This window comes from Kluyvera sp. NPDC087067, assembly GCF_044745165.1.
Taxonomy (GTDB): domain Bacteria; phylum Pseudomonadota; class Gammaproteobacteria; order Enterobacterales; family Enterobacteriaceae; genus Kluyvera.
The window spans coordinates 122,181-144,241 of sequence record NZ_JBIUZS010000008.1 but is presented as its reverse complement, the minus strand read 5'-3'; the positions used below and the strand labels follow the sequence as shown (position 1 = coordinate 144,241).

General features: G+C 52.6%; 11 protein-coding genes. 4 read left to right on the top strand and 7 right to left on the bottom strand.

All coding sequences use genetic code 11. The features are described 5' to 3' along the window. Positions 1-118: 118 nt before the first annotated feature. On the top strand, positions 119-8,263 hold the full coding sequence (locus ACIPDS_RS18915) for an adhesion domain-containing protein (RefSeq protein WP_400739284.1): 8,145 nt from the start codon (positions 119-121) through the stop codon (positions 8,261-8,263). Between the two features lie 7 nt (positions 8,264-8,270). Here the strand turns inward: ACIPDS_RS18915 and xseA are convergent, their stop codons facing one another. Beyond that, on the bottom strand, positions 8,271-9,644 hold the full coding sequence (xseA, locus tag ACIPDS_RS18910) for an exodeoxyribonuclease VII large subunit (RefSeq protein WP_400739092.1): 1,374 nt from the start codon (positions 9,642-9,644) through the stop codon (positions 8,271-8,273). Between the two features lie 160 nt (positions 9,645-9,804). Between xseA and guaB the strand changes: the two genes are divergently transcribed. Together guaB and guaA are read left to right on the top strand one after the other, a co-directional pair. Continuing rightward, on the top strand, positions 9,805-11,271 hold the full coding sequence (guaB, locus tag ACIPDS_RS18905; RefSeq protein WP_400739089.1) for an IMP dehydrogenase: 1,467 nt from the start codon (positions 9,805-9,807) through the stop codon (positions 11,269-11,271). A 68-nt stretch (positions 11,272-11,339) separates the two neighbouring features. Next, positions 11,340-12,917 carry a glutamine-hydrolyzing GMP synthase gene (guaA, locus tag ACIPDS_RS18900; protein WP_166516005.1) on the top strand — a complete coding sequence of 526 codons (1,578 nt, stop codon included), beginning with the start codon at positions 11,340-11,342 and terminating at the stop codon, positions 12,915-12,917. Between the two features lie 95 nt (positions 12,918-13,012). On the opposite strand, the gene ACIPDS_RS18895 is transcribed toward guaA, so the two are convergent. The 4 genes from ACIPDS_RS18895 to ACIPDS_RS18880 form a co-directional block, all read right to left on the bottom strand. Continuing rightward, the gene (locus ACIPDS_RS18895) at positions 13,013-13,552 is read right to left on the bottom strand and encodes a DUF5384 family protein (protein WP_400739085.1); all 540 of its coding nucleotides are present in this window, start codon (positions 13,550-13,552) and stop codon (positions 13,013-13,015) included. 15 nt (positions 13,553-13,567) lie between these two features. Beyond that, positions 13,568-14,083, bottom strand: coding sequence for a glycine zipper 2TM domain-containing protein (locus ACIPDS_RS18890; RefSeq protein WP_400739081.1), 516 nt, complete (start codon positions 14,081-14,083; stop codon positions 13,568-13,570). Positions 14,084-14,365: 282 nt separating this feature from the next. Next, positions 14,366-15,244 carry a small-conductance mechanosensitive channel MscS gene (gene mscS, locus ACIPDS_RS18885; RefSeq protein WP_400739078.1) on the bottom strand — a complete coding sequence of 293 codons (879 nt, stop codon included), beginning with the start codon at positions 15,242-15,244 and terminating at the stop codon, positions 14,366-14,368. A gap of 353 nt (positions 15,245-15,597) precedes the next feature. Then, the gene (locus tag ACIPDS_RS18880) at positions 15,598-15,798 is read right to left on the bottom strand and encodes a DUF2633 family protein (protein WP_166516009.1); all 201 of its coding nucleotides are present in this window, start codon (positions 15,796-15,798) and stop codon (positions 15,598-15,600) included. 352 nt (positions 15,799-16,150) lie between these two features. Between ACIPDS_RS18880 and ACIPDS_RS18875 the strand changes: the two genes are divergently transcribed. Next, the gene (locus ACIPDS_RS18875) at positions 16,151-18,433 is read left to right on the top strand and encodes an EAL domain-containing protein (protein WP_400739074.1); all 2,283 of its coding nucleotides are present in this window, start codon (positions 16,151-16,153) and stop codon (positions 18,431-18,433) included. On the opposite strand, the gene ppx is transcribed toward ACIPDS_RS18875, so the two are convergent. Then, positions 18,386-19,933, bottom strand: a complete 1,548-nt coding sequence (ppx, locus tag ACIPDS_RS18870; RefSeq protein ID WP_400739071.1) for an exopolyphosphatase — start codon at positions 19,931-19,933, stop codon at positions 18,386-18,388. The genes ACIPDS_RS18875 and ppx overlap by 48 nt on opposite strands. 3 nt (positions 19,934-19,936) lie before the next feature. Next, positions 19,937-21,997 carry a polyphosphate kinase 1 gene (ppk1, locus tag ACIPDS_RS18865; RefSeq protein WP_166516012.1) on the bottom strand — a complete coding sequence of 687 codons (2,061 nt, stop codon included), beginning with the start codon at positions 21,995-21,997 and terminating at the stop codon, positions 19,937-19,939. Positions 21,998-22,061 lie beyond the last annotated feature (64 nt).

Here is a 22,061-nt window from a genome sequence, read left to right as displayed (position 1 = left end):
CGCGCAGACCATCCCTTTATTGGGATGGTCTTTTCCGCGTCTTTTGCTTAGCCAAAGCCTAAGCAAAAGATGTTGAATACACAGAAAATACAGGTGGATATAGCTTATGGATGGCAGTCTGCGCAGGGATAGGATCTCCCACTTTATCGCGATCATGCTACTGGCGATCGGCAGCCTTTCTGCGCCGGTGTCCGCCGCGTTGAAAAGCGGCACCTGGCAGGAAATGAACACCTCAACCGATGCCATCAACGGAACCGTGCCGCTGGCTGACGGCGTCAGAATTCCCGTTTACCAGGGCAGTATTCTGCTCAATCCTGATGAAACTCACGCCGTTAATTTTAGCGCCATGCCGCACGATTTCAGTACGGACGATAGCGCCAGCGCGCTGCAGCTCGTTAATCCTATTGATACGGAAGGGGATATTTTTGCAGCGCCACCCATTCGCTGGGCAGACAAAGCACCCGTAGTAACACTGATGTGGGCTAATGCTGAGACGCCGGACGAGCCGCTCAACCCGCAACCTGTCGCTAACCAAACCTTCTGTGCGCAGAATATGGCCGGGAAAAACTACGTTATCTGGCCGCAACTCGAAAGCGACGCCTCATCTGCGCCAGCCGCTTTGTACCTCCAGACCATTACCGGGACTCCTTTTAGCAACACGACCACGCTGTTAGAACAGAAGATCCCGGTGGCCATTGCCGCCGCCGTGGGCGAGCCGGTGAAGGTGACAGCCGATAACTTCAACGAAACGCTAAAAGCCGCCAGGGTTAAAGTTGGCGAAAGCATCACGCTGACCATTACCACGCAGGACTGCCAGGGAAACGCGGTAGGCAATACCGCATTCGTGATAACCCGTGGTGATGCGCAAAACCGTCAGAATATAGTGAATAACACGGCACCTGTGCATGTGGGCAACACTGAACTCACGACCACGGCCACCGAATATCACGGCACAACTGATGCGAACGGTAACGCGACGGTCGTGGTGACTCAGGCTGATGGCCCTGGTGTCAAAACGCGGCTGACGGTATCTCCAGCGAATGCCTCAACGTTAAAAGCCAGTATAGATGTGATTTTCACCACCCTTACCAGCCCGGATAGCGCCAGCGCGAATATGTGGGGCCACATGCCAGAAAGCTCAAGCGCGGATGTGGAAGGAGAGACGTACACCTTTAGCCGACCGAAACTCGCGGCAGAAGCCGAAGGTGAAAGCGGCACGGTGACTACCAACAATGAAAGCTGGGCACTGTTTAACTGGAGTGGTGCCGACAAGCATTGTGACATCTTGCCCGATTCGCGTCAGTTGATGGGGCTCAAAATCGCGCGGGGCGATCTGGTGAGTCAGCTGGGCTGGCCGGTAGCTGGCACCAATGAATACTGGTCATCGTCGGCAGGCACGCTGGCGACTAATCACCTCGGTGTGAATATGCTCAGCAGGCGGGTGGTTGAAGAGCCTGATACCACAACGTCGGTGGTGAGCTGCGTGGATAAAGCCTCGCCGGACGTTACACCAGTGCTGAAGGTCACGCTGGATAACATGGATAGCGAGCTAAATGCGGCAAAAGCTGAGGTAGGCGACGCCATCAGCATGATCATTTCGGTAACGGATAAAGACACCGGCGCTGCACTCCCATACCGCTATTTTGACCTCTATGTTGGCGATGAGACGAACCGTAAAGGGCAAACCAATGCGCAGGCACAGGCTGAAGGGGCAAAATACGGCTGGAATGACAATCCGGTGCTGGTGGGCATTGAGGGTTCTGGTACGCCTAATCACTACCATGGTATTACCGATGGCAATGGCCGACTCTCTATTGAATTAACCCATAACGACGGCGCCGGGGTGATGACACCGCTGCGGGTGGTGCTGGGTGATGGGACAGAAACAACGGTGAACGTTATCTTCACCGTGGTGACTAGCCCGGACGTTGCACAGGCGCGCATGTGGGGGCATATGCAGGGCGTCATAGACGCGGGCAATCTCTACAAGCGACCGCTGTTGGCAAGCGAGGCCACGGCAAACACCGGTTCCACCGTGGAAAATCATGAAGACTGGGCAACCTTTAATTCCGTCACGGCGGCGACCGCGCAGTGTGGCGTGGGACAAGTGCCGGGGCAGGTGATTCTGGATGCGCTCTATTTGGCCCATCCCGGCAACGCCATGCTCACCGATAACGGCTGGCCAACCGCCAGCTATAGCTATATCTCCGCCGATACTGACGGCACGCAAACTGCGCACGTCAATCTGGCGAATGGCGCCGATGCGATGTTTAGCGGTACAGAAGCTAACTATCTCACCTGCTCGGGCAATGAACTGGTCACGCAGTTGGATGTGTCGTTAAACGGGGATCCCCTCCTCAGTCCCGCCGTTGCGAAGGTGGGCGAGCAGGTAACCATGACGGTGCATTCTGCCAATGCGCTGAACGGACTTGCCGTCCCGAATGCCGCGTTTACCATCACCATGGCGCACGGTAAAAACCGCAGTGGCCTGACGACGGGGTATACCGATCCAACCGATGGCACGCTGGTGATAGGAGGCACTTCCTTTGGCCCATCCCAGGCCTCAATGACCTATCAGGGAATGACCGATGCCAGCGGCAATGCGACGATCATCATCGAGCAACCGCAGGGCGTAGGGTTGCTCACGCAATTGACCATTACTCCCGTCAACTCGCTTATCGCAAGACCATTGACCCGCAGCGTGAGATTTACGGTGCCGACTAGCCCGGATACGCCGGATGCCGAAATGTGGGGGCATATGGCGGATACGGTAACCGTAAACGGCTTAACCTTTGAGCGCCCGAAACTGGCGACAGAGGTTGCCGCAACCCGTACCCAGGTCGAAGATAACGAAACCTGGGCGCGTGTTACCCACACCGATGCGGCAGGGAATACGGACGCGGGGGGATGTGCGGTCAACCGCCTGCCGCGCGCCGATCAGCTCAACGCACTGTATAACGCGAACAGCAACGGTGCAATGCACGCAGCGCAGGGATGGCCGGTGACCCAGTCATACTGGTCGGCGACGTTTACCAGCGCCACCTCGTGGAAAATGCTCTCGCTTGCCAGCGGCGCCGAAAGTACCGGCGGCAGCGACTCGGTTTATACCAGCTGTCTTGCCAGCGCTAACCCTGTTGCAACAACAATCACCGTCGAGCCGGTTAACCCGGCACAGTGGAGCGATGCCCTGCAGGCGGCGAAGGTGAAAAAAGGCGAAACGTTGGCGCTCAAGGTCACGGTGAAAGATGCCAGCGGCAATCCGCTGCAGGATGTGCCGTTCGTGCTAAGCCGTGGCGATGGTTATACGCGTCAGGGAACCAAACACATCGCTGGCAGTGGGGATAGCATCGTGTCGCCTGTCGTTATTGACGGTGAATCACTTAATGATACGGCGACAAAAATTGGTGGCATCACCGGCGTTGATGGCAGCAAAACCATTAACGTCACTCGCCCGGACACCCACGGCACCAAAGTGGCGATAATCGCCGCGCTGTATGATAACGCCAGCATAAGCGACAGCCTCGATACTATTTTCACCGTGGTGACCAGCCCCGATAGCGATAAGGCGGCCATGTGGGGACATATGCCGGAAACCGTCACGGCGGCGAACGGCGAGGTGTTTAAGCGCCCGCAACTGTTTGCTGAAATCGCCAGCGGCGTCACCGCTGGCAGCGAAAAGGAAAACAACGAAACATGGGCAACCGTAGATTTCAACGCGCAATCTACGGCCTGCGGCGCCGCTTATGTGCCTACGCTGGCTGATTTGCAATCGTTGTATTCAGCCTGGCCGAGCGGTGCTGTTACTACGCAGCAAGGCTGGCCTGTCGATGGCAAAAACTATCAAAACGGGACGCCAGACACCAGCCGCGCAACCGATAACCGTTATGTCAAATCGCTCAATCTGCGTGATAACAGCATCACGTCGCAATTGTGGAGCGAAAAGCTCTATTTCTCCTGTCTGAAGAATGCGCGTTCTTTAGCCACGCATCTGTCGCTGACCTCGACGCTATTCAAGGAAAGCGAAGGTTTTGCGAAAGCGAAAGTCGGTGAAACCATACCGGTGGTTATTACCACGCTTGACGACAGCGGCCGTCCGGTGGGCAACACGCCGGTGGTCTTTACGCGCGGCGACAGCGTGGGGCGCGCCAACCAGGAGATTAACGCGACGGAGGCGGCAACCATACAGGTTAACCAGAATGTTGCTCTTAATCGCGGCGCTGAATACTACACCGCCACCGGCGATGACGGCACGGTGACGCTGGAGATAAATCAGGATGACGGTGCGGGTTTCAGCACTCCCTTACAGGCGTCGATTGAAAATACCAGTAACACTCTTCAGTCCCTGACTGCGGTCTTTACCGTGGTGACCAGCCCGGATACGGACAAAGCCAACTATTGGGGGCATATGGCGGAAACCGTAACCGACAGCGCAGGCGTCGTGTATCAACGCCCCCGGCTATTGAGTGAGTTTAGCGCCACGCCGCGGACATCGGTGACAATCGCCAACGGCAGTTACGACAAAGGCGAAACCTGGGGGCTCCTGAGCGTGAGCGATGCCAGGAATGGGACGAGTGGGGGATGTGGTAAGGATTATTTGCCCACGACGGATAATCTACAGAATCTCTATGGTAAGTATCCTGATGGCGCAATACGCACCCTTATCGGATGGCCGGTGACAGCTAACAGTTCAGCCAGTACCAGCCAATATTGGCACGCGGGTAACTATGTTTTATCAAAAGACAGCACCAAATACGAATATGCGGTGGTGAATTTACTGCGCGGTGGAGGAATTACCACCACGACCAGTGCAGGTAACGAATATATGCAAACCTGCCTGGCAACGCCACGTCTTGCCGTTGCCAGCGTGACGTTGACATTGGCTGGGCAGGATGATGCCACCGGGGACGCAAAGGCAAAAAAAGGTGAAAAATTAGCGGCTACCGTGACGGTAAAAGACAGTAGCGGGCAGCCGGTGAGCGGTGCGCTGGTGAAAATCAACCGTGGTGATGCGAAGACCCGAGCTGGGGTTACATATACTTCTGCTTCCGCAGATGATATTACCCTGAGTGATATCCTCCCTTCAGGCCCGGCCTCGTACCTGATGAATAGCTCCAGCAGTTATCTGTACATACAGACGGATGCTCAGGGGCAGGCAACGTTTATGCTATCGCAGGATAAGACCGTGGGGTTGAAAACGTCCATCACCGCCACGTCGTTGGACGACAGCACCAAATCTGACAGCAAGCAGGCCGTATTTACGGTAATTACCAGCCCTGATTCGGATAAAGCCACCTATTGGGGACACATGCCGGAAACGTTTACAAATAGTGAAGGCACCGAGTTCCAACGGCCGCGCCTATATGATGAGCTTTCTTCAACGTCGGGGGCGACATATTACACGCTGAATAATGAAAAATGGTATTCCATTCCGGGTACGGATTTCCTCAGTTCCAGCGCGAGTCCGTGTGACAGATTGAGTACGGCTTCGTTAAGCGATTTGGTCACGCTGCAAAGGGACTATCCGCAGGGTGGGTTGATGGAGAGTTTTGGGTTGCCGGTAACGAGTTCATCCAAAGATTGGATCGCATCTGATTTTGCGGTGACGACCTCACATTCGGCTTTGGTCAAACAGAGCGCTAACTTGTATACGGGAAAAATAACGCAGACGACCGGCAATCTCTCTGTTATGCAACTTTGCCGCGTCCATCCGAGAACGCTGAATATCACCGTTGATTCCACTAATGAACTGGATACACATAAGGCGGGTTATGTTGCCAAAAAAGGGGAAAAAATCCCGTTAACGATCACCGTGAAAAATGATGCGGGACAGCCGCAATCTGGCGTAGCCGTTAAACTGGTGCGTAACGTATCTACCACGCGCTATGGCACATCTGGCGCACCGATTAACGATACAACATCGGCCTCTAATATCACGCTTGAGCCGATTGCACCGGCATCAGATTCCATGATTCTGGGCACGTCGACCATCTGGTATGGCACCACGGGGGATGACGGCAAAGTGGTGGTCAACGTTAGCCAGGATGACTCTACTGGCCTGAAAACCGGCCTGTACGCGCAGCTTAGCGACACCGGTCTTAACTCGGCAGTGGCGAACGTTATCTTTACGGTGGTGACAAGCCCTGATGTGGACACGGCGTTCCGCTGGGGGCATATGCCTGAGACGGTCTCTGGGGCCGATGGCGTAACCTATCTTCGTCCAAAATTACAGTCGGAGATGCCCGCTGGTGTAGGTTTCTATAACAAAAACAATGAATACTGGGCGCACCCAACGGCGGCTCAGGCACAAACGGCGGGCGCGACAGGCTGCGATCCACAATACCAACCTCTGCTGAGTGACCTGCAGGCGTTGTACCAAAAATATCCCGCCGGCGAACTGGAAACGACCTACGGCTGGCCGCTGTCGTCCGGCAGAAACTGGTGGGCGGCGGACTTATCAAATACTGGTCAATATCAAAGCCTTAACCTGAGTACGGGCGTGAGCAATGCCACAACGTCGTCGAGTACATTGGCGATGCAGACCTGCCGAACCGATGCTCATGCGGCGTTACCGGCAACCATCGAGATGACGTCCAGCGTTTATGACGAGCAAAATCAGTACGCTAAGGTGAAAAAAGGCGAAATCATACCCCTGACCGTCACGATTAAAGATGCCAGTGGCATACCAGTCGCCAACGCAAGCTTCACGATTTCGCGAGGCGACGGCATCGCGCGTAATGGTGAGGTTAAGACCGCGGATAGTAAAGGGGCGACGGACGATCTTGTCCTGGAGGCGCTAACGCCAACGCCAGCAACCACGGTGCTGGAGAGTAAGAGCAGTGTGTATAGCGGGGTGACAGGGGCTGATGGCAGCGCAACCTTTAATTTGCGTCAGGATGATGCCCTGGGACTTAAAACCACGCTTACGGCGAAAATGGATGCATATCCTGGCTTAACGTCCGCTATGGATACCATATTTACCGTCATCACCAGCCCGGATACCGACAAAGCCACATTCTGGGGGCATATGCCGGAAACGGCGAAAAACAGCGCTGGCGTTACCTTCCGGCGACCGCTGCTGGCGGCAGAGATGTCGTCTTACGGCACTACTTATACCTATAACAACGAAGTCTGGCCGTTGGTGACTGCCGGAAACACCGATAAAGCCGGTGCGACAGGTTGCGATAAAGCTTATCAGCCGCTGAAGAGTGATTTAGAAACGTTGTTTATAGATAACCTCAGCGTGACCGGTGGTATTGGTGCGAAATATGGCTGGCCAACGGGTTCAAACCAACCATGGTGGGCGGCTGACAAAGCGAGCAGCGGCAACTACCAGTTCATTATACTGAGCACCGGTGGTGGCGGCTCTACTAGCCAGGCAAGCGCAACTGCTGGACAGGTTTGTTTAGTTGAGCCTCGTGAACTGGACTCCGTCATCACGCTCACCTCTACCGCAATGGATACGGCGAAAGCGGCGGCAGTCGCCGAGACGGGTGACACGATCCCGTTGACCGTAACCGTAAAAGACGGCAGTGGAAACCCGGTAGCCAACGCAGGCTTCACCCTTTCCCGGGGTGATTCGATAAACCGGGCTGGCGTGATAATTACCGATGGTGATGTTGAAGCGGAGATGGGGGCGGATGATATCATTCTGCATGAGGTTACCCCTTCCACTGCAACCAGCGATATGACGACGGCGGCCAGCGTATTTACCGGAACTACGGGCTCTGATGGCACCGCAACGTTCACCGTAGCGCAAAATAAGAGTCTCGGTTTGAAAACGACGCTAACGGCGGCATTAGTCAGTAACCCGCAGGTCAGCGCGACGCTGGATAATATTTTTACGGTTAAAACGAGTCCGGATACGGATAAGGCGAAATTCTGGGGGCACATGAAGGACACCGTCAGAACAAATGGTGTCACCATGACGCGTCCGTTACTGGTCGCGGAATTGCCGTCCGGCGTCACGCCACCTCTGCATGTCATTCTGAATAAGGAAGAATGGGCGATGGCACGCGTCAGCGATGCGAATACCTGGGATCTGGCAAGCCAGTGTGGCAGCTTGCAGAAGGCGCCATCATCGGAGGATTTAACATCGCTGTATCGCATCTTCGGCACCACGGGGTGGCCGAGCTCGCCGAGCTATTCTTATCTTTCAAACACGAAAGGCACCCGATATTATTGTGGATTCAATGAGTCGGATGGCGATGATAACTGCAATATTGATCCGGCTAAAACGAATGGGTTTGCGGCTTGCGTAGAGTAGCTTTTCGCTACTGAGCTTTACGCTTGCGCGTTTTTTTCTGCGGGGTCACGGTCGTGATCTCGCTCTCTACCCAGCCGTCTTCCAGGCGTGTGGTGATGAGATCGCCGGCTTTCACCTGCTTAACCTTTTTCAACACGCCCCCGCCGGTGGTGGTTGAAATGCTATAGCCACGTGCCAGGGTCGCCAGCGGGCTGACCGCTTCCAGATGCGTAACGGCATTGCCGAAACGTTCGCGCTGTTCGCTCAGGCGCGCGCGAATGTTTTCTGCCATTCGATATTCAAGTTGCTGGATGCGGCTTTGTGCGCGATGAATACGCGATTGAGGGTTGTGCTGATTAAGCCTTTGCAGCATACGCTGCTGACGCTGATGGGTCTGCTTAATCTGGTTTTCCAGGGCAAAGCTCATCCGCTGACGCAGCCGTTCCAGTGCGGTTTGCTGGCGTGCTAAACGGAGCTGCGGATGCTGTTGCTGTAAGCGGTGGAAGGTCTGCGTAAAACGACGACTGCGGTTTGCAAGATAGTAATCCATCGCCATGCCCAGACGCTGCTGGACGGACTGAATCTGGCGCAGTAGCTCCTGCTGGTTGCGACTCACTATCTCCGCCGCCGCAGATGGCGTAGGCGCTCGCAGATCGCCGACAAAATCGGCGATGGTGACATCGGTTTCATGACCGACGGCGCTGACGACCGGAATGCGGCTGGCAAAAATAGCCCGCGCCACGCGCTCATCATTAAAGCTCCACAGATCTTCCAGCGAACCGCCGCCACGGCCAACAATCAGCACATCACATTCGTTACGGGTGTTCGCCAGTTCAATGGCGCGAACGATTTGCCCTGGCGCATCATCCCCCTGTACCGCGGTCGGATAGATAATTACCGGCAGGGAAGGATCGCGACGTTTGAGTACATGGAGAATATCGTGCAATGCTGCCCCGGTTTTCGACGTGATTACGCCAATACAGTGTGCAGGGGAGGGCAGCGGCTGCTTAAACTGCTGATCGAATAGCCCTTCAGCCTGTAATTTGGCTTTTAGCTGTTCATACTTCTGCTGTAATAAACCTTCACCCGCAGGCTGCATGCTTTCGACGATAATCTGGTAATCACCGCGCGGTTCATACAACGTAATGTTGGCGCGCACCAGCACCTGCTGCCCATGCTGGGGGCGAAACGTGACGCGACGGTTGCTGTTGCGGAACATCGCGCAGCGCACCTGGGCGTTATCGTCTTTTAAGGTGAAGTACCAGTGACCGGAAGAGGGCTGGGAGAAGTTGGAGATCTCGCCGCTAATCCACACCTGCCCCATTTCTTGCTCAAGCAGCAGACGCACCGTCTGATTCAGGCGGCTAACGGTAAAAATTGAGGGGCTTTGAGAGGCTAACATGTGAGCGGGATCAAATTCTAAATCAGCAGGTTATTCAGTCGATAGTAACCTGACTGAAGGTGATCGCAAGTATTTTTTTCAAAAAAATGTAGATGCAATCGCTTACGCTCTGTATAATGCCACGGCAATATTTATTAACCTCCCAGGTGAGATATTGCCCATGCTCCGTATCGCAAAAGAAGCCCTGACGTTTGACGACGTCCTCCTCGTTCCCGCTCATTCTACCGTTCTGCCGAACACTGCCGACCTTGGCACCCAGTTAACTAAGACTATTCGTCTGAACATTCCTATGCTCTCAGCAGCCATGGACACCGTGACTGAAGCGCGCCTTGCAATCGCATTGGCACAGGAAGGTGGCATCGGTTTTATCCACAAAAACATGTCAATCGAGCGCCAGGCTGAAGAAGTCAAACGCGTGAAAAAACACGAATCTGGCGTCGTCACCGACCCGCAGACCGTACTGCCAACGACCACGCTGGAAGAAGTGAAAGCGCTGACTGAACGCAACGGCTTTGCTGGTTATCCTGTAGTGACCGAGGAAAATGAGCTGGTGGGTATTATCACCGGTCGTGATGTCCGTTTCGTAACCGATCTTAGCCAGCCGGTCAGCGTTTATATGACGCCAAAAGATCGCCTGGTCACCGTCCGTGAAGGTGAAGCGCGTGATGTGGTGTTTGCGAAAATGCACGAACGCCGCGTCGAGAAAGCGCTGGTTGTTGATGACAGCTTCCACCTGCTGGGCATGATCACCGTTAAAGACTTCAAAAAAGCAGAACGTAAACCTAACGCCTGTAAAGATGACAAAGGTCGTCTGCGCGTCGGTGCTGCGGTTGGCGCGGGTGCGGGCAATGAAGAGCGTGTTGATGCGCTGGTTGCGGCGGGCGTTGACGTCCTGCTGATTGACTCCTCCCACGGCCATTCTGAAGGCGTGTTGCAGCGTATTCGCGAAACGCGCGCTAAATACCCGGATCTGCAAATCATTGGCGGCAACGTCGCAACGGGCGCTGGCGCTCGTGCACTGGCGGAAGCTGGCTGTAGCGCAGTGAAAGTGGGTATCGGCCCTGGCTCTATCTGTACGACGCGTATTGTGACCGGTGTTGGTGTTCCGCAGATCACCGCGGTTTCTGACGCCGTTGAAGCGCTTGAAGGTACCGGCATTCCAGTTATCGCCGACGGCGGTATCCGCTTCTCTGGTGATATCGCAAAAGCCATCGCTGCTGGCGCTGCGGCTGTTATGGTGGGCTCAATGCTCGCAGGTACTGAAGAATCCCCGGGTGAAATCGAACTTTACCAAGGCCGTTCTTACAAGTCCTACCGTGGTATGGGCTCTCTGGGCGCGATGTCTAAAGGTTCCTCCGACCGTTACTTCCAAAGCGATAACGCCGCTGACAAACTGGTGCCGGAAGGTATCGAAGGCCGCGTAGCGTATAAAGGTCGTTTAAAAGAGATCATTCACCAGCAGATGGGCGGCCTGCGTTCCTGTATGGGTCTGACCGGTTGTGGTACCATCGACGAGCTGCGTACGAAGGCTGAATTCGTACGTATCAGCGGTGCGGGTATCCAGGAAAGCCACGTTCACGACGTGACCATCACCAAAGAGTCCCCGAACTACCGCATGGGCTCCTGATAAGTTTACGCGCCCGGTTAATACCGGGCGTTTTGTTATTGTTTCACTTGCCTCGGAATTAATGTCAAATGACAGCCAATATTCATAAACATCGCATTCTCATCCTTGATTTCGGCTCGCAGTATACGCAGCTGGTGGCACGTCGCGTGCGTGAACTGGGCGTCTATTGTGAACTGTGGGCATGGGATGTTACTGAAGCACAAATCCGTGAGTTCAATCCGAGCGGTATCATCCTCTCCGGCGGCCCGGAAAGCACCACCGAAGACAACAGCCCGCGCGCACCACAGTATGTGTTTGAAGCAGGCGTTCCGGTCTTCGGCGTATGTTATGGCATGCAGACCATGGCAATGCAGCTGGGTGGCCACGTTGAAAGCTCAAACGAACGCGAATTCGGTTATGCGCAGGTTGAAGTACAAACCGACAGCGCGCTGACCCGCGGTATCGAAGATTCCCTGACCGCAGACGGCAAACCTCTGCTGGACGTGTGGATGAGCCACGGCGATAAAGTAACGGCTATCCCGTCCGATTTCGTGACCGTAGCCAGTACTGAGACCTGCCCGTTCGCCATTATGGCTAACGAAGAAAAACGTTTCTACGGCGTACAGTTCCACCCTGAAGTGACACACACTCGTCAGGGCCTGCGTATGCTGGAGCGTTTTGTTCGCGATATCTGCCAGTGCGAAGCGCTGTGGACCGCAGACAAAATTATCGAAGATGCCATTGTTCGCATCCGTGAACAGGTTGGCGACGACAAAGTGATCCTCGGCCTGTCCGGTGGCGTCGATTCTTCCGTTACCGCGATGCTTCTGCACCGCGCCATTGGTAAGAACCTGACCTGCGTATTCGTTGACAACGGCTTACTGCGTTTGAACGAAGCCGCGCAGGTGATGGACATGTTCGGCGACCATTTCGGTCTGAATATCGTCCATGTAGAAGGTGAGCAGCGTTTCCTGGCCGCGTTAGCGGGTGAAAACGACCCTGAAGCCAAGCGTAAAATTATCGGCCGCGTATTCGTTGAAGTCTTCGATGAAGAAGCGCTGAAGCTGGAAGACGTGAAATGGCTGGCGCAGGGTACGATCTATCCTGATGTTATCGAATCTGCGGCTTCCGCCACCGGTAAAGCGCACGTCATCAAATCTCACCACAACGTGGGCGGCCTGCCGAAAGAGATGAAGATGGGCCTGGTTGAACCGCTGCGCGAGCTGTTCAAAGATGAAGTACGTAAAATTGGTCTGGAGCTGGGCCTGCCGTACGACATGCTGTACCGTCACCCGTTCCCAGGCCCTGGCCTCGGTGTACGCGTGCTGGGCGAAGTGAAGAAAGAGTACTGCGACCTGCTGCGCCGTGCGGACGCTATCTTTATCGAAGAACTGCATAAAGCCGATCTGTACAACAAAGTCAGCCAGGCATTTACCGTGTTCTTGCCGGTTCGTTCCGTTGGTGTCATGGGCGATGGCCGTAAGTACGACTGGGTTGTTTCCCTGCGCGCCGTCGAAACCATCGACTTTATGACCGCGCACTGGGCACATCTGCCATATGACTTCTTAGGCCGCGTGTCCAACCGCATCATCAATGAAGTTAACGGTATTTCCCGCGTGGTGTATGACATCAGCGGTAAGCCGCCAGCGACGATTGAGTGGGAATAAGTTAATAATTCCTGCGCTTAAATAAGCTGTAAAAAATAAGGCAACCCATTTGAATCGGGTTGCCTTATTTCGTTATGGGCGATAAAAATCAAACGCTAATCAAACCAGCTACTTTGCTTTTTCTCTTCAGCTTTGCCCACGCTCTGCATGAGGTCGCGTCCGCCTTCAGAGATATTTCGATTGGCATCAGCTTCTGATTGTGTCACGTCAGTTTGTGCCGCTTTACTTTTCAGTTCCTGATCGATGAAATCATTTTCTCGTTTTACGCGCGCTTCCTCTTTGGCGAGCGCCAGTTTCTGTTTCTGAATTTCTAAACTACGAAGTTCATCCTCATAACCCTGGTCTCTTTTCTTATCCTGAGAGGCTTCAGCATCAAGCTTATCCTGCCGCGCCTGACGTGCAGCGGCGGCTTCAGCCGCTTTTTTATTCGCTGCGGCCTGCGCGTTCGCACGTCGCTGATTTTCCTGCTGAATGCGCCTGTTACGTTCGGCTACCCAGTCATCATGCTGCTTTTTCTCTTCACTTTTGCCCTGTTGTTCAGCCTGCGCGACCGCAGAGAGCTGATCCTGCAAAGATGATGAAAAAGCGGCATGACTTAACGTTGCGAGAAAAACGGCCAGAACGATTTTTTTCATGAGTCCCCCTGGTGATTAACCTTTTTCAGGGCATTTTGCGTTTGGCTGAATACGCGTTTCGTTGTAGGTCGTGGTAATGACCACCGCCAGACCGGTACTGAATTGACAAGCTTTGCCAACCTGCGTTGAGGTATAAACCTTAGTACCTTCTTTGTAGGTTAACGACACGCCTTCTACCATCGTTTTATCGCTGACCAGTGAGCCTGCTGCTGCGCCTGCGGTGCCGCCAGCAACTGCGCCAACGGTAGTGTTCGTGTTACTACGTGAACCCACGTTACGGCCAATCACCCCACCGGCTACCGCACCAAGAATTGCGCCTGTAGCCTGTGCTGCACGTTTATTTTGTGTATTGTCGACAGCCACTTTTGCTGGCAGAACGGAAATGATGTTGACCGTTTTAGTTTCTTGCTTTGAATTGAGCTGGTCAGTCTGGTAGACATCAGCCGCATGTTCGTCAGCGTTTGACTGACAACCCGCCAGTGTGAAGCTGGCAATTAAAGCTAAAGAGAGGGCGCATTTTTTAAAGTTCATTACGATTCCTTGTTAATCACATTGAAAAAAACAAGTCATTTAAAAACAGCCATAATTAAAAGTAAACCTATTGATTTTTACTGTTTTTACCGTAATTTTTTGTTTGATAACAATAAGATATATAATTGATGTTTGCTGGGGTAAAAGGCGTTTTATATTACTGTTATTATTTTATAATTGCGTTGAATGAAATATTGCTAAAGGCGAGGGAAATAGCGATTTTTTTAGCAGTAACGATGATGGCATCAATAATCCCTCTGCAAACGCAGAGGGAATTGTATGTTAATCGACCAGCTGAAGTTGAGGTTGTGCGGATGAGGTCACGTTCTCGACTCTGATATCCATTTGTGGATACGGCAAATCGATATGATTCGCGTCCATCGCTTCCTTAATATTTTCCAGCAAATCGTAGTAGGTGTTCCAGTATTCGGCGTTAGGTACCCACACTCGCACATAAAAATTCAGCGATGAGGCGGCAAGCTCGCCGAGTCTTACCGTCACTGAGCGATTTTTGTCGATACGCTTATCCTGTTCAATAATATCGAGGATCACTTTCTTCACATCGGCAATGCGGCTTCGATAGCCGACACCGATAACCAGATCGATTCGGCGGAAAGGGTGGCGAGAGTAGTTGATAATGTTGTCAGCGATGATTTTACCGTTTGGGATCACCACTTCTTTACTGTCGGCGGTCAGCAAGGTGGTTGAGAAGATATGAACCTTTTCTACCGTCCCGGTGACAGCGCCAATTTGTACAACTTCTCCTGCACGAAACGGACGCAACGAGACCAGCAATACGCCAGCGGCAAAGTTCGATAGCGAACCCTGTAGTGCCAGACCAACGGCTAAGCCAGCAGCACCGATAATGGCGATAATCGATGAGGTTTCAATACCAATACGCCCCAGTGCAGCGACGATGAAGAAGGCCAGGGTGATGTAGCGGACCAGGGCGGTAAAGAACTGGACGATGGTAACATCGACGTTGCGTTTTTTTAGCAGCTTTTCCAGCCCATGGGAGAGCAGGCGGGAGACCGATTTACCGATAAACAATAAAATAACAGCGGCGAGAATATTCCAGCCAAATTGAATGACCGCATCACTGTGACCGGCCATCCACTCTAAACCGCTTCTTATTTTAGGAAATAGTGTGAAATGCTTCATGACATTACCCTGTAGCGTTAAAATTCAAATAAATTTGAATCAGTGCATATAAAATATTTATGTATATATCGCTTATATTTTCATGCGTTATTTATTGGCGATGCTTCAAACAAAAATTGCTTTAAATGCATCCAATTGACCGGCTTATAAAAAACAGCGCGAATGGTGCGGCGAAGATAAAAGAAAAGTTTGTGAAATTGTGCGGCAGATGGGTGATGGATACAAACATCTCACGATGAGGTTGGTAAAGATGGGGCGGGCGCGGGATAATGTAAATCCCTTACCGGATGGTTAAACGGTGTGCGATTAGCCATCCGGTAAGGAATCTTGGAACAAGGGAAAAAAGCTTACGATTAACGCGCGTCGGTTTGCGCTGAGGGGGCTTGCTGCTGGCTGCTTTGCTGGGATTCTTTTTTATCCTGATGGTGATGCCACGCACCGATAGCGGAGTAGACGAAGCGTCCAAAGAAGAAGAGAAAGCTGATGAGGAGTACGATACGGATCATTCGACTGTTAAATCGGTGTCGCTTTCGTAAACTGGTAACCTGGCTCACAAAGGGGTCCTTAAGGAATGCCCATGCACGGGCGATTGCTACATTAAGGCACAGAGTCAGCAAGGGGTCAATTGCGCTGAATGTAAAAAAACGTCAGATAAAACATTAATTAATGTTATATAAGATATTATACGTATTCACAAACAAACATGCTAAATCTGCAGTAGCCCTAAAAATTGTTATTTAATATTTTTAGGCATGTATTTTTTGACTCACATCAAGCCTGATTCGGCGCTGATAACTAAAATCTTCCACCTGACCCGCGTATAATCTTACCTCGCGGCCCTTACAAGCCAGGTTGGATGCCTGTCTACAAATACCCAGCAGGAATTGGGGTATCCGTTGAGCATCTATGAAATTCTGTAAGCTGTATAAACAATATCGCGATCGCTGGTGGGGCTTACCCCTGATATTACCCCTTCTGGTGTTACCAATTATTAAAATTGCTAATACATATACTTATGTCGAAGGTGGTAAAACCTATCTTTATTTTCTGCCGTTGCCCTTTATGCTGTGCATGATGCTGTTTTTTGGCTGGAAAACATTGCCGGGTTTGATCGCGGCCATGAGCTGTTATATGACGCGGGATTTACATTTTGTCGAAAAAATAGGCATTACATTACAGTTTATTATTCCGACGATTGTGGCCTGGGGTGGCTATCAGTTTTTCAATGAACAGCGGAAAATGATTTCCCATGGCGATACTCGCCTCATGGCGCATCGGCTTTTCTGGCAGATGTTTATTCCTGCAACCTTATTTTTAGTCCTGATACAGTTCTCGCTCTATATTGGCTTATACCCCAGTTTGGGCGATACCCGCTGGATATCGCCTCTGACGCAGCGTAACTTAATTAATTATCAGTCACTGCTGATGGGCTACCTGACCGGGGTCCCGCTATGCTATTTATTGATTCGCTTAATCCGCAATCCCTATTATTTACGCAGCTTTATCTCACAGGTTCGTCGTGATTTTGATCCAAAAGTGACCTGGACGGAAATGTTGGCATGGGGGGCCGTGGTGGTGGGCATCATGACGATGCTGATGAAGCCGATGACCAAAGCCAGCACCATTTTCAGCACCAACTACACCCTCTCATTGTTACTGCCGGTGATGCTCTGGGGCTCAATGCGATTTGGCTATCGCTTTATTTCGGTCATCTGGACGCTCATCCTCATTGTCGCTATTCACTATCACTACCACTATGTGCCAAGAAGTACCGGCTATAGCGTACAGCTGGCGATTACCTCCTCTAGCTATCTGATTTTCTCGTTTATTATTGCCTACATGGCGATGCTCTCAAGCCGTCAGCGCTCCATTCATGAACGGGTGCGGCGGATTGCCTTTATCGATCCGGTGGTGAGTCTGCCCAATATGCGCGCGCTAAGCCGGGCGATTGACCATATGCCCTGGTCCGTGCTGTGTTTCCTGCGCATGCCGGACCTTGAGGTGCTGACACGCCACTACGGCATCATGCTGCGCATTAACTACAAGCAGAATCTGGCAGAGTCATTAGGGCATATCCTGACTGAAGGTGAAGGGGTGTATCAGCTCACCGGCAGCGATTTAGCGGTGTTACTGCATACAGAGTCGTATAAAGATCGCGTAAATTCGCTCTACGAACATCTTCAACGCTTCCGTTATTGCTGGAACGGTATGCCGTTACAGCCGCAGATTGGTATGAGCTATTGCTATATCCACTCGCCAATTTCTCACCTTCCCCTGATGTTAGGTGAGTTAAGCACGGTGGCTGAACTGTCGCTGTCGAGCAAGCGCCCGGAGAACTTACAGCGTCGTGGAGCGCAATATGCGCAGCAGGAGCTGAAAGATAAAATTGCCATGATGGTTCGCGTTCAACAGGCGCTGGAGAACGATCGCTTCTGCCTGATGGCGCAGCCTATCGTCGGCATTCGTGGTGATAACTATCACGAGGTGCTGCTGCGCATGTTGGGTGATGATGATGAACTCATCTCACCGTTACTCTTCTTGCCGGTGGCCCACGAATTTGGCCTGGCGTCACGTATTGACCTGTGGGTTCTGAAAAATACGCTGCGCTTTATGGCTGATTGTCGAAGTCGCCATCCTGGGATGCGGCTGGCCATAAACCTGTCGCCTTCCACGGCAAGCGGACTGGGTTTTGCAGAGCAGGTCGCGGCGTTGCTTGAAGAGTATGACATTCAGGCGTGGCAACTGGTGTTTGAAATCACCGAAAGCCACTCGCTGGTGAACCCTGAGCAGGCAAGACGCACGTTGGGTGAGCTTCAGGATTTAGGCTGTCGGGTGGCGATTGATGACTTTGGCACCGGCTATGCAAGCTACGCGCGTTTGAAACATATTCGTGCGGATATCCTCAAAATTGACGGTAGCTTTATTCGCAATATTGCGACCAGTAGCCTGGACTATCAGATTGTTTCATCCATCTGTCATCTGGCGCGAATGAAGAAAATGCGCGTTGTGGCTGAGTATGTTGAAAATGAAGAGATCCGCACGGCCGCGATTGCGTTAGGGATTGATTATCTGCAGGGGTATTGCATTGGTAAGCCAGCCCCTTTGCAGGAGCTGGCCGGTGCTTCAGAGCATACCGAGCAATCAGATGACGGCATTCTCGCCGATCGCCCGCTCCTCGGTAATTTTTAATAACCAGCCGGTTACGCTTTCCCAGTACTGCTGCTCTTTCTCCAGATCGAGCAGCACCAGCGCATTTTGCGTAAACCAGTCATGCGGGAAACAGAGCGTCCAGTGATTGGCCTCGGTTGTCAGCTTCAGCGTCGGCGGCGTAGTGGTTGCTTGACGCTGATTATTTAACAGCACCCCAAGACGCAGAAGCTGAATCATGGGCAGGAACTGCTTCTTCTTAAATAGCGTGAAGCGCGGCAGCTCATCTAGCTTGATGGCTTTACGGTGGAAGCGTACCAGCGTCGCCATCAAATACTGCTGTTCCTGATTGAACCCCGGCAGGTCGCTGTTTTGCAAAATATAGGCCGAGTGGCGATGCATACCGCTATGGTTAATATTGAGCCCGACCTCATGCAGCATAGACGCCCACTTCAGCAGCGCAGTCAGCTGCGGATTTCCCAGCTTCGGGTTTTGCTCAAGCCACTGATCGTAAATCTGCATCGTGGTTTCCAGCACCCGCTGCGCCTGCTCACGATCGATATTGTACTGATTCGCCAGACTCTGTGCGGTGCGGCTGCGGACATCCTGATGACGGAAGCGGCCTTCCATTTCATACAGCACGCCCTCACGCAGTGCGCCATCGGAAAGACGTAGCTCTTTTATCCCCAGCGCATCAAACACGCCGCAGAGAATGGCAAGACCGGGTACAAAAACGTTTTTACGCTCCTCAGACAGTCCTGGCAGGCTAAGGGAGCTAAAGTTTTTGCTTTTCAGCACCTCGTCAACCAGCAGGTCCAGGCGGTCAGGGGTGATAAAACCGTCTTTTTCCCCCATCTCCAGCAGAACTTCATGAGCTGCCTTGATGGTGCCAGAAGCACCCATTGCCACATTCCAGCCCTGAATGCGATATTGCCAGGCCAGCGTTTCCAGCTTCTGTACCGCGGCAAGACGCGCGCGCTGGAAGTTTTCCCGGTTGATGGTGCCAGCGAGGAAAAATTGCTGGCCGAAGCTTACGCAACCCATACGGCGGCTTTCGACCAGAATGGGTTCGAAGTCTTCACCGATAACAAGCTCCGTCGAACCACCGCCGATATCAATCACCAGCTTGCGGCCTTTCTCCGGCTGCGTATGCTCGACGCCCATAAAGATCAGACGCGCTTCTTCATTCCCGGAGATAATTTCAATCGGGTAGGGGATAACTTTTTCCGCACGCGTTAAGAACTCGGTCGCGTTCGCAGCCTGACGCAGTGAGTGCGTACCCACGATACACACGCTGGCAGGGGAGAAACCTTGCAGACGTTCGGCAAACAGCGACAAACAGCTGAGCCCACGCTCCATCGCTTCTTCGCTCAGCATATTGTTTTCATCCAGACCGTCGGCCAGGTGAACGCGCTGCTTCAAGCGGCCAATAATCTGCATCGCGCCATCAACGACGCGCGCGATGACCATATGAAAACTGTTCGAACCAAGATCGACCGCCGCAAATTCTTGCGGCCGGGGTGCTTTGCTTTTTATTGGCATAGGTTAGTCAGGCTGTTCAAGTGATTTGATATAATCGTAGATCGCCTGTTGCGCGCGAACCTTACGTCGGTTGCCGCGTGGAACATAGCGATTACTCAGTTCTTTATCAACATAACGGGCTTTTACCGTGTCGCTGAACAGAATCTCGATGATATCGAGGATCCGTTGTTTCAGGCGCGGGTCCAGCAGGGGTGCTGCGACTTCAATACGGTAGTCGATATTACGGGTCATCCAATCCGCGGAGGAGAGATAGACGCGTTTATCGCCGGCGTTATCAAAAATATAGATCCTGTCGTGCTCAAGGAAACGGTCAACGATGCTGATCACACGAATATTATCGCTGATCCCGGGTAACTCTGGAATCAGGGAGCACATGCCACGGATCAGCAGATTCACCTGAACGCCGGAACCGGATGCCGCATACAGGCGGTCAACCAGCCCCTTATCCACCAGGTTATTAAGTTTGAGCGTGATGCCTGACGATAAGCCATTCTGGGCGTTAGCAATTTCCTGGTCGATCATTTTGTAAAGCAGGCGACGCGAGTTCTGCGGCGACACCAGCAAATAGTCGAAAGTGACCGGACGGTATGGGTTTTCGATAAAGTTAAACACCCGGCGCACTTCGTTAGTGATGCGAGCGTCGGCGGTCAGCAGCGAATAGTCGGTATAAATACGCGCGGTTTTCTCGTTAAAGTTCCCGGTACCGATATGCGCATAGCGCACAACTTCCTCACCCTCTTTACGCGAAATCAGGAACAGCTTGGCGTGGATTTTCAAGCCTGGCGCCGAGAAGATAACGTGTACGCCCGCTTCAGTCAGGCGTTTCGCCCAGTGAATGTTCGCCGCTTCGTCAAACCGGGCCTGTAGCTCAACCACCACCGTCACTTTTTTGCCGTTGTGCGCGGCGTGGATCATGGCATCAATAATGCGTGAGTCTTTTGCGACGCGATAAATATTGATTTTGATCGCCAGCACGCTCGGGTCAAACGACGCTTGTCGCAGCAGCTCGAGCACGTGCTCAAAGGTGTGATACGGATAATAGAGCAGCACGTCTCGTTCGCGAATAGCATCAAAGCCGTTGCGGAATTTATCGAACCAGACGTGGCGTAACCGTGGCATGGGCTTATTAACCAGATTGGCTTTGCCGACATTCGGGAAACCAATAAAGTCTTTAAAATTGTGGTAGCGGCCGCCCGGCACGATGGAATCATAACGCGAGATATTGAGCTTCTTACGCAGCATCTCGACCATGGCATCCGGCATATCACGCTGATAAACGAAACGCACAGGTTCGGCGGTCAGGCGCTGCTTGAGGCTTGAAGACATCAGCTCCATCAGGCTCGACTCCATCTCGTGCACCAGATCGTACTCGGCATCACGCGTCATTTTCATCGAGTAGGCGTTTAGCGCATCGTAATCGAAGAAGCCTTTGAAGATATCATCTAGGCAGTAGCGCAAAATGTTATCCAGCAGGATCATGGGTTTGCGACGGCGTGGGGTCTCCGGCGGCAGATTGACGAAGCGCGGTACTTTATCTGATGGGATCTCCAGCAGCGCGTAATTAAACTCATCGCCGCGAATAATTTCCACCGCCAGATAGGTGTAGTCATCTTTCAGGAACTGCACCAAATCGGTTTCCCGGTTTAGCAGAATCGGGGTGATATGCTGACGCAGATAATGTTTAAAGTAATGACGCAGCCAGCTTTGTTGGTTCACCGAAAGCTGACGTTCGTTTATCAGGAAGATTTGGTTACGCGCCATCTCCAGCAGCAGCTCGTTGTACAAGCCATCAAACTCCTGATCGGCTTTCAACACCCGCGCCTGAATCCGGCTCAGCAGGTGACGAGAATGCGTGGTCACGCCTTGTTCTTCGCTGATGATGATACGGCGCTTTAACTCTGCGAAGCGAACCTTATAGAACTCATCAAGGTTGTTGGAGTAAATACCCAAAAAACGCATACGCTCAATCAGCGGGTTGCTTTTATCTGCCGCTTCCTGAAGGACGCGCTCGTTGAAGGACAACCAGCTCAGCTCTTTTTCGATGTACAGTTTTTCCTGACCCATTACTACTTACACTCCGGTTTGTTCACGGGACGCGGCAAAGACGTCTTACCGTTATATTGCTAGC

Bases quoted from the DNA above. Each gene is read 5' to 3' on its own strand.
- xseA (WP_400739092.1), bottom strand. From the start codon at position 9,644: ATGTTAGCCTCTCAAAGCCCCTCAATTTTTACCGTTAGCCGCCTGAAT.
- guaB (WP_400739089.1), top strand. From the start codon at position 9,805: ATGCTCCGTATCGCAAAAGAAGCCCTGACGTTTGACGACGTCCTCCTC.
- guaA (WP_166516005.1), top strand. From the start codon at position 11,340: ATGACAGCCAATATTCATAAACATCGCATTCTCATCCTTGATTTCGGC.
- ACIPDS_RS18895 (WP_400739085.1), bottom strand. From the start codon at position 13,552: ATGAAAAAAATCGTTCTGGCCGTTTTTCTCGCAACGTTAAGTCATGCC.
- ACIPDS_RS18890 (WP_400739081.1), bottom strand. From the start codon at position 14,083: ATGAACTTTAAAAAATGCGCCCTCTCTTTAGCTTTAATTGCCAGCTTC.
- mscS (WP_400739078.1), bottom strand. From the start codon at position 15,244: ATGAAGCATTTCACACTATTTCCTAAAATAAGAAGCGGTTTAGAGTGG.
- ACIPDS_RS18875 (WP_400739074.1), top strand. From the start codon at position 16,151: ATGAAATTCTGTAAGCTGTATAAACAATATCGCGATCGCTGGTGGGGC.
- ppx (WP_400739071.1), bottom strand. From the start codon at position 19,933: ATGCCAATAAAAAGCAAAGCACCCCGGCCGCAAGAATTTGCGGCGGTC.
- ppk1 (WP_166516012.1), bottom strand. From the start codon at position 21,997: ATGGGTCAGGAAAAACTGTACATCGAAAAAGAGCTGAGCTGGTTGTCC.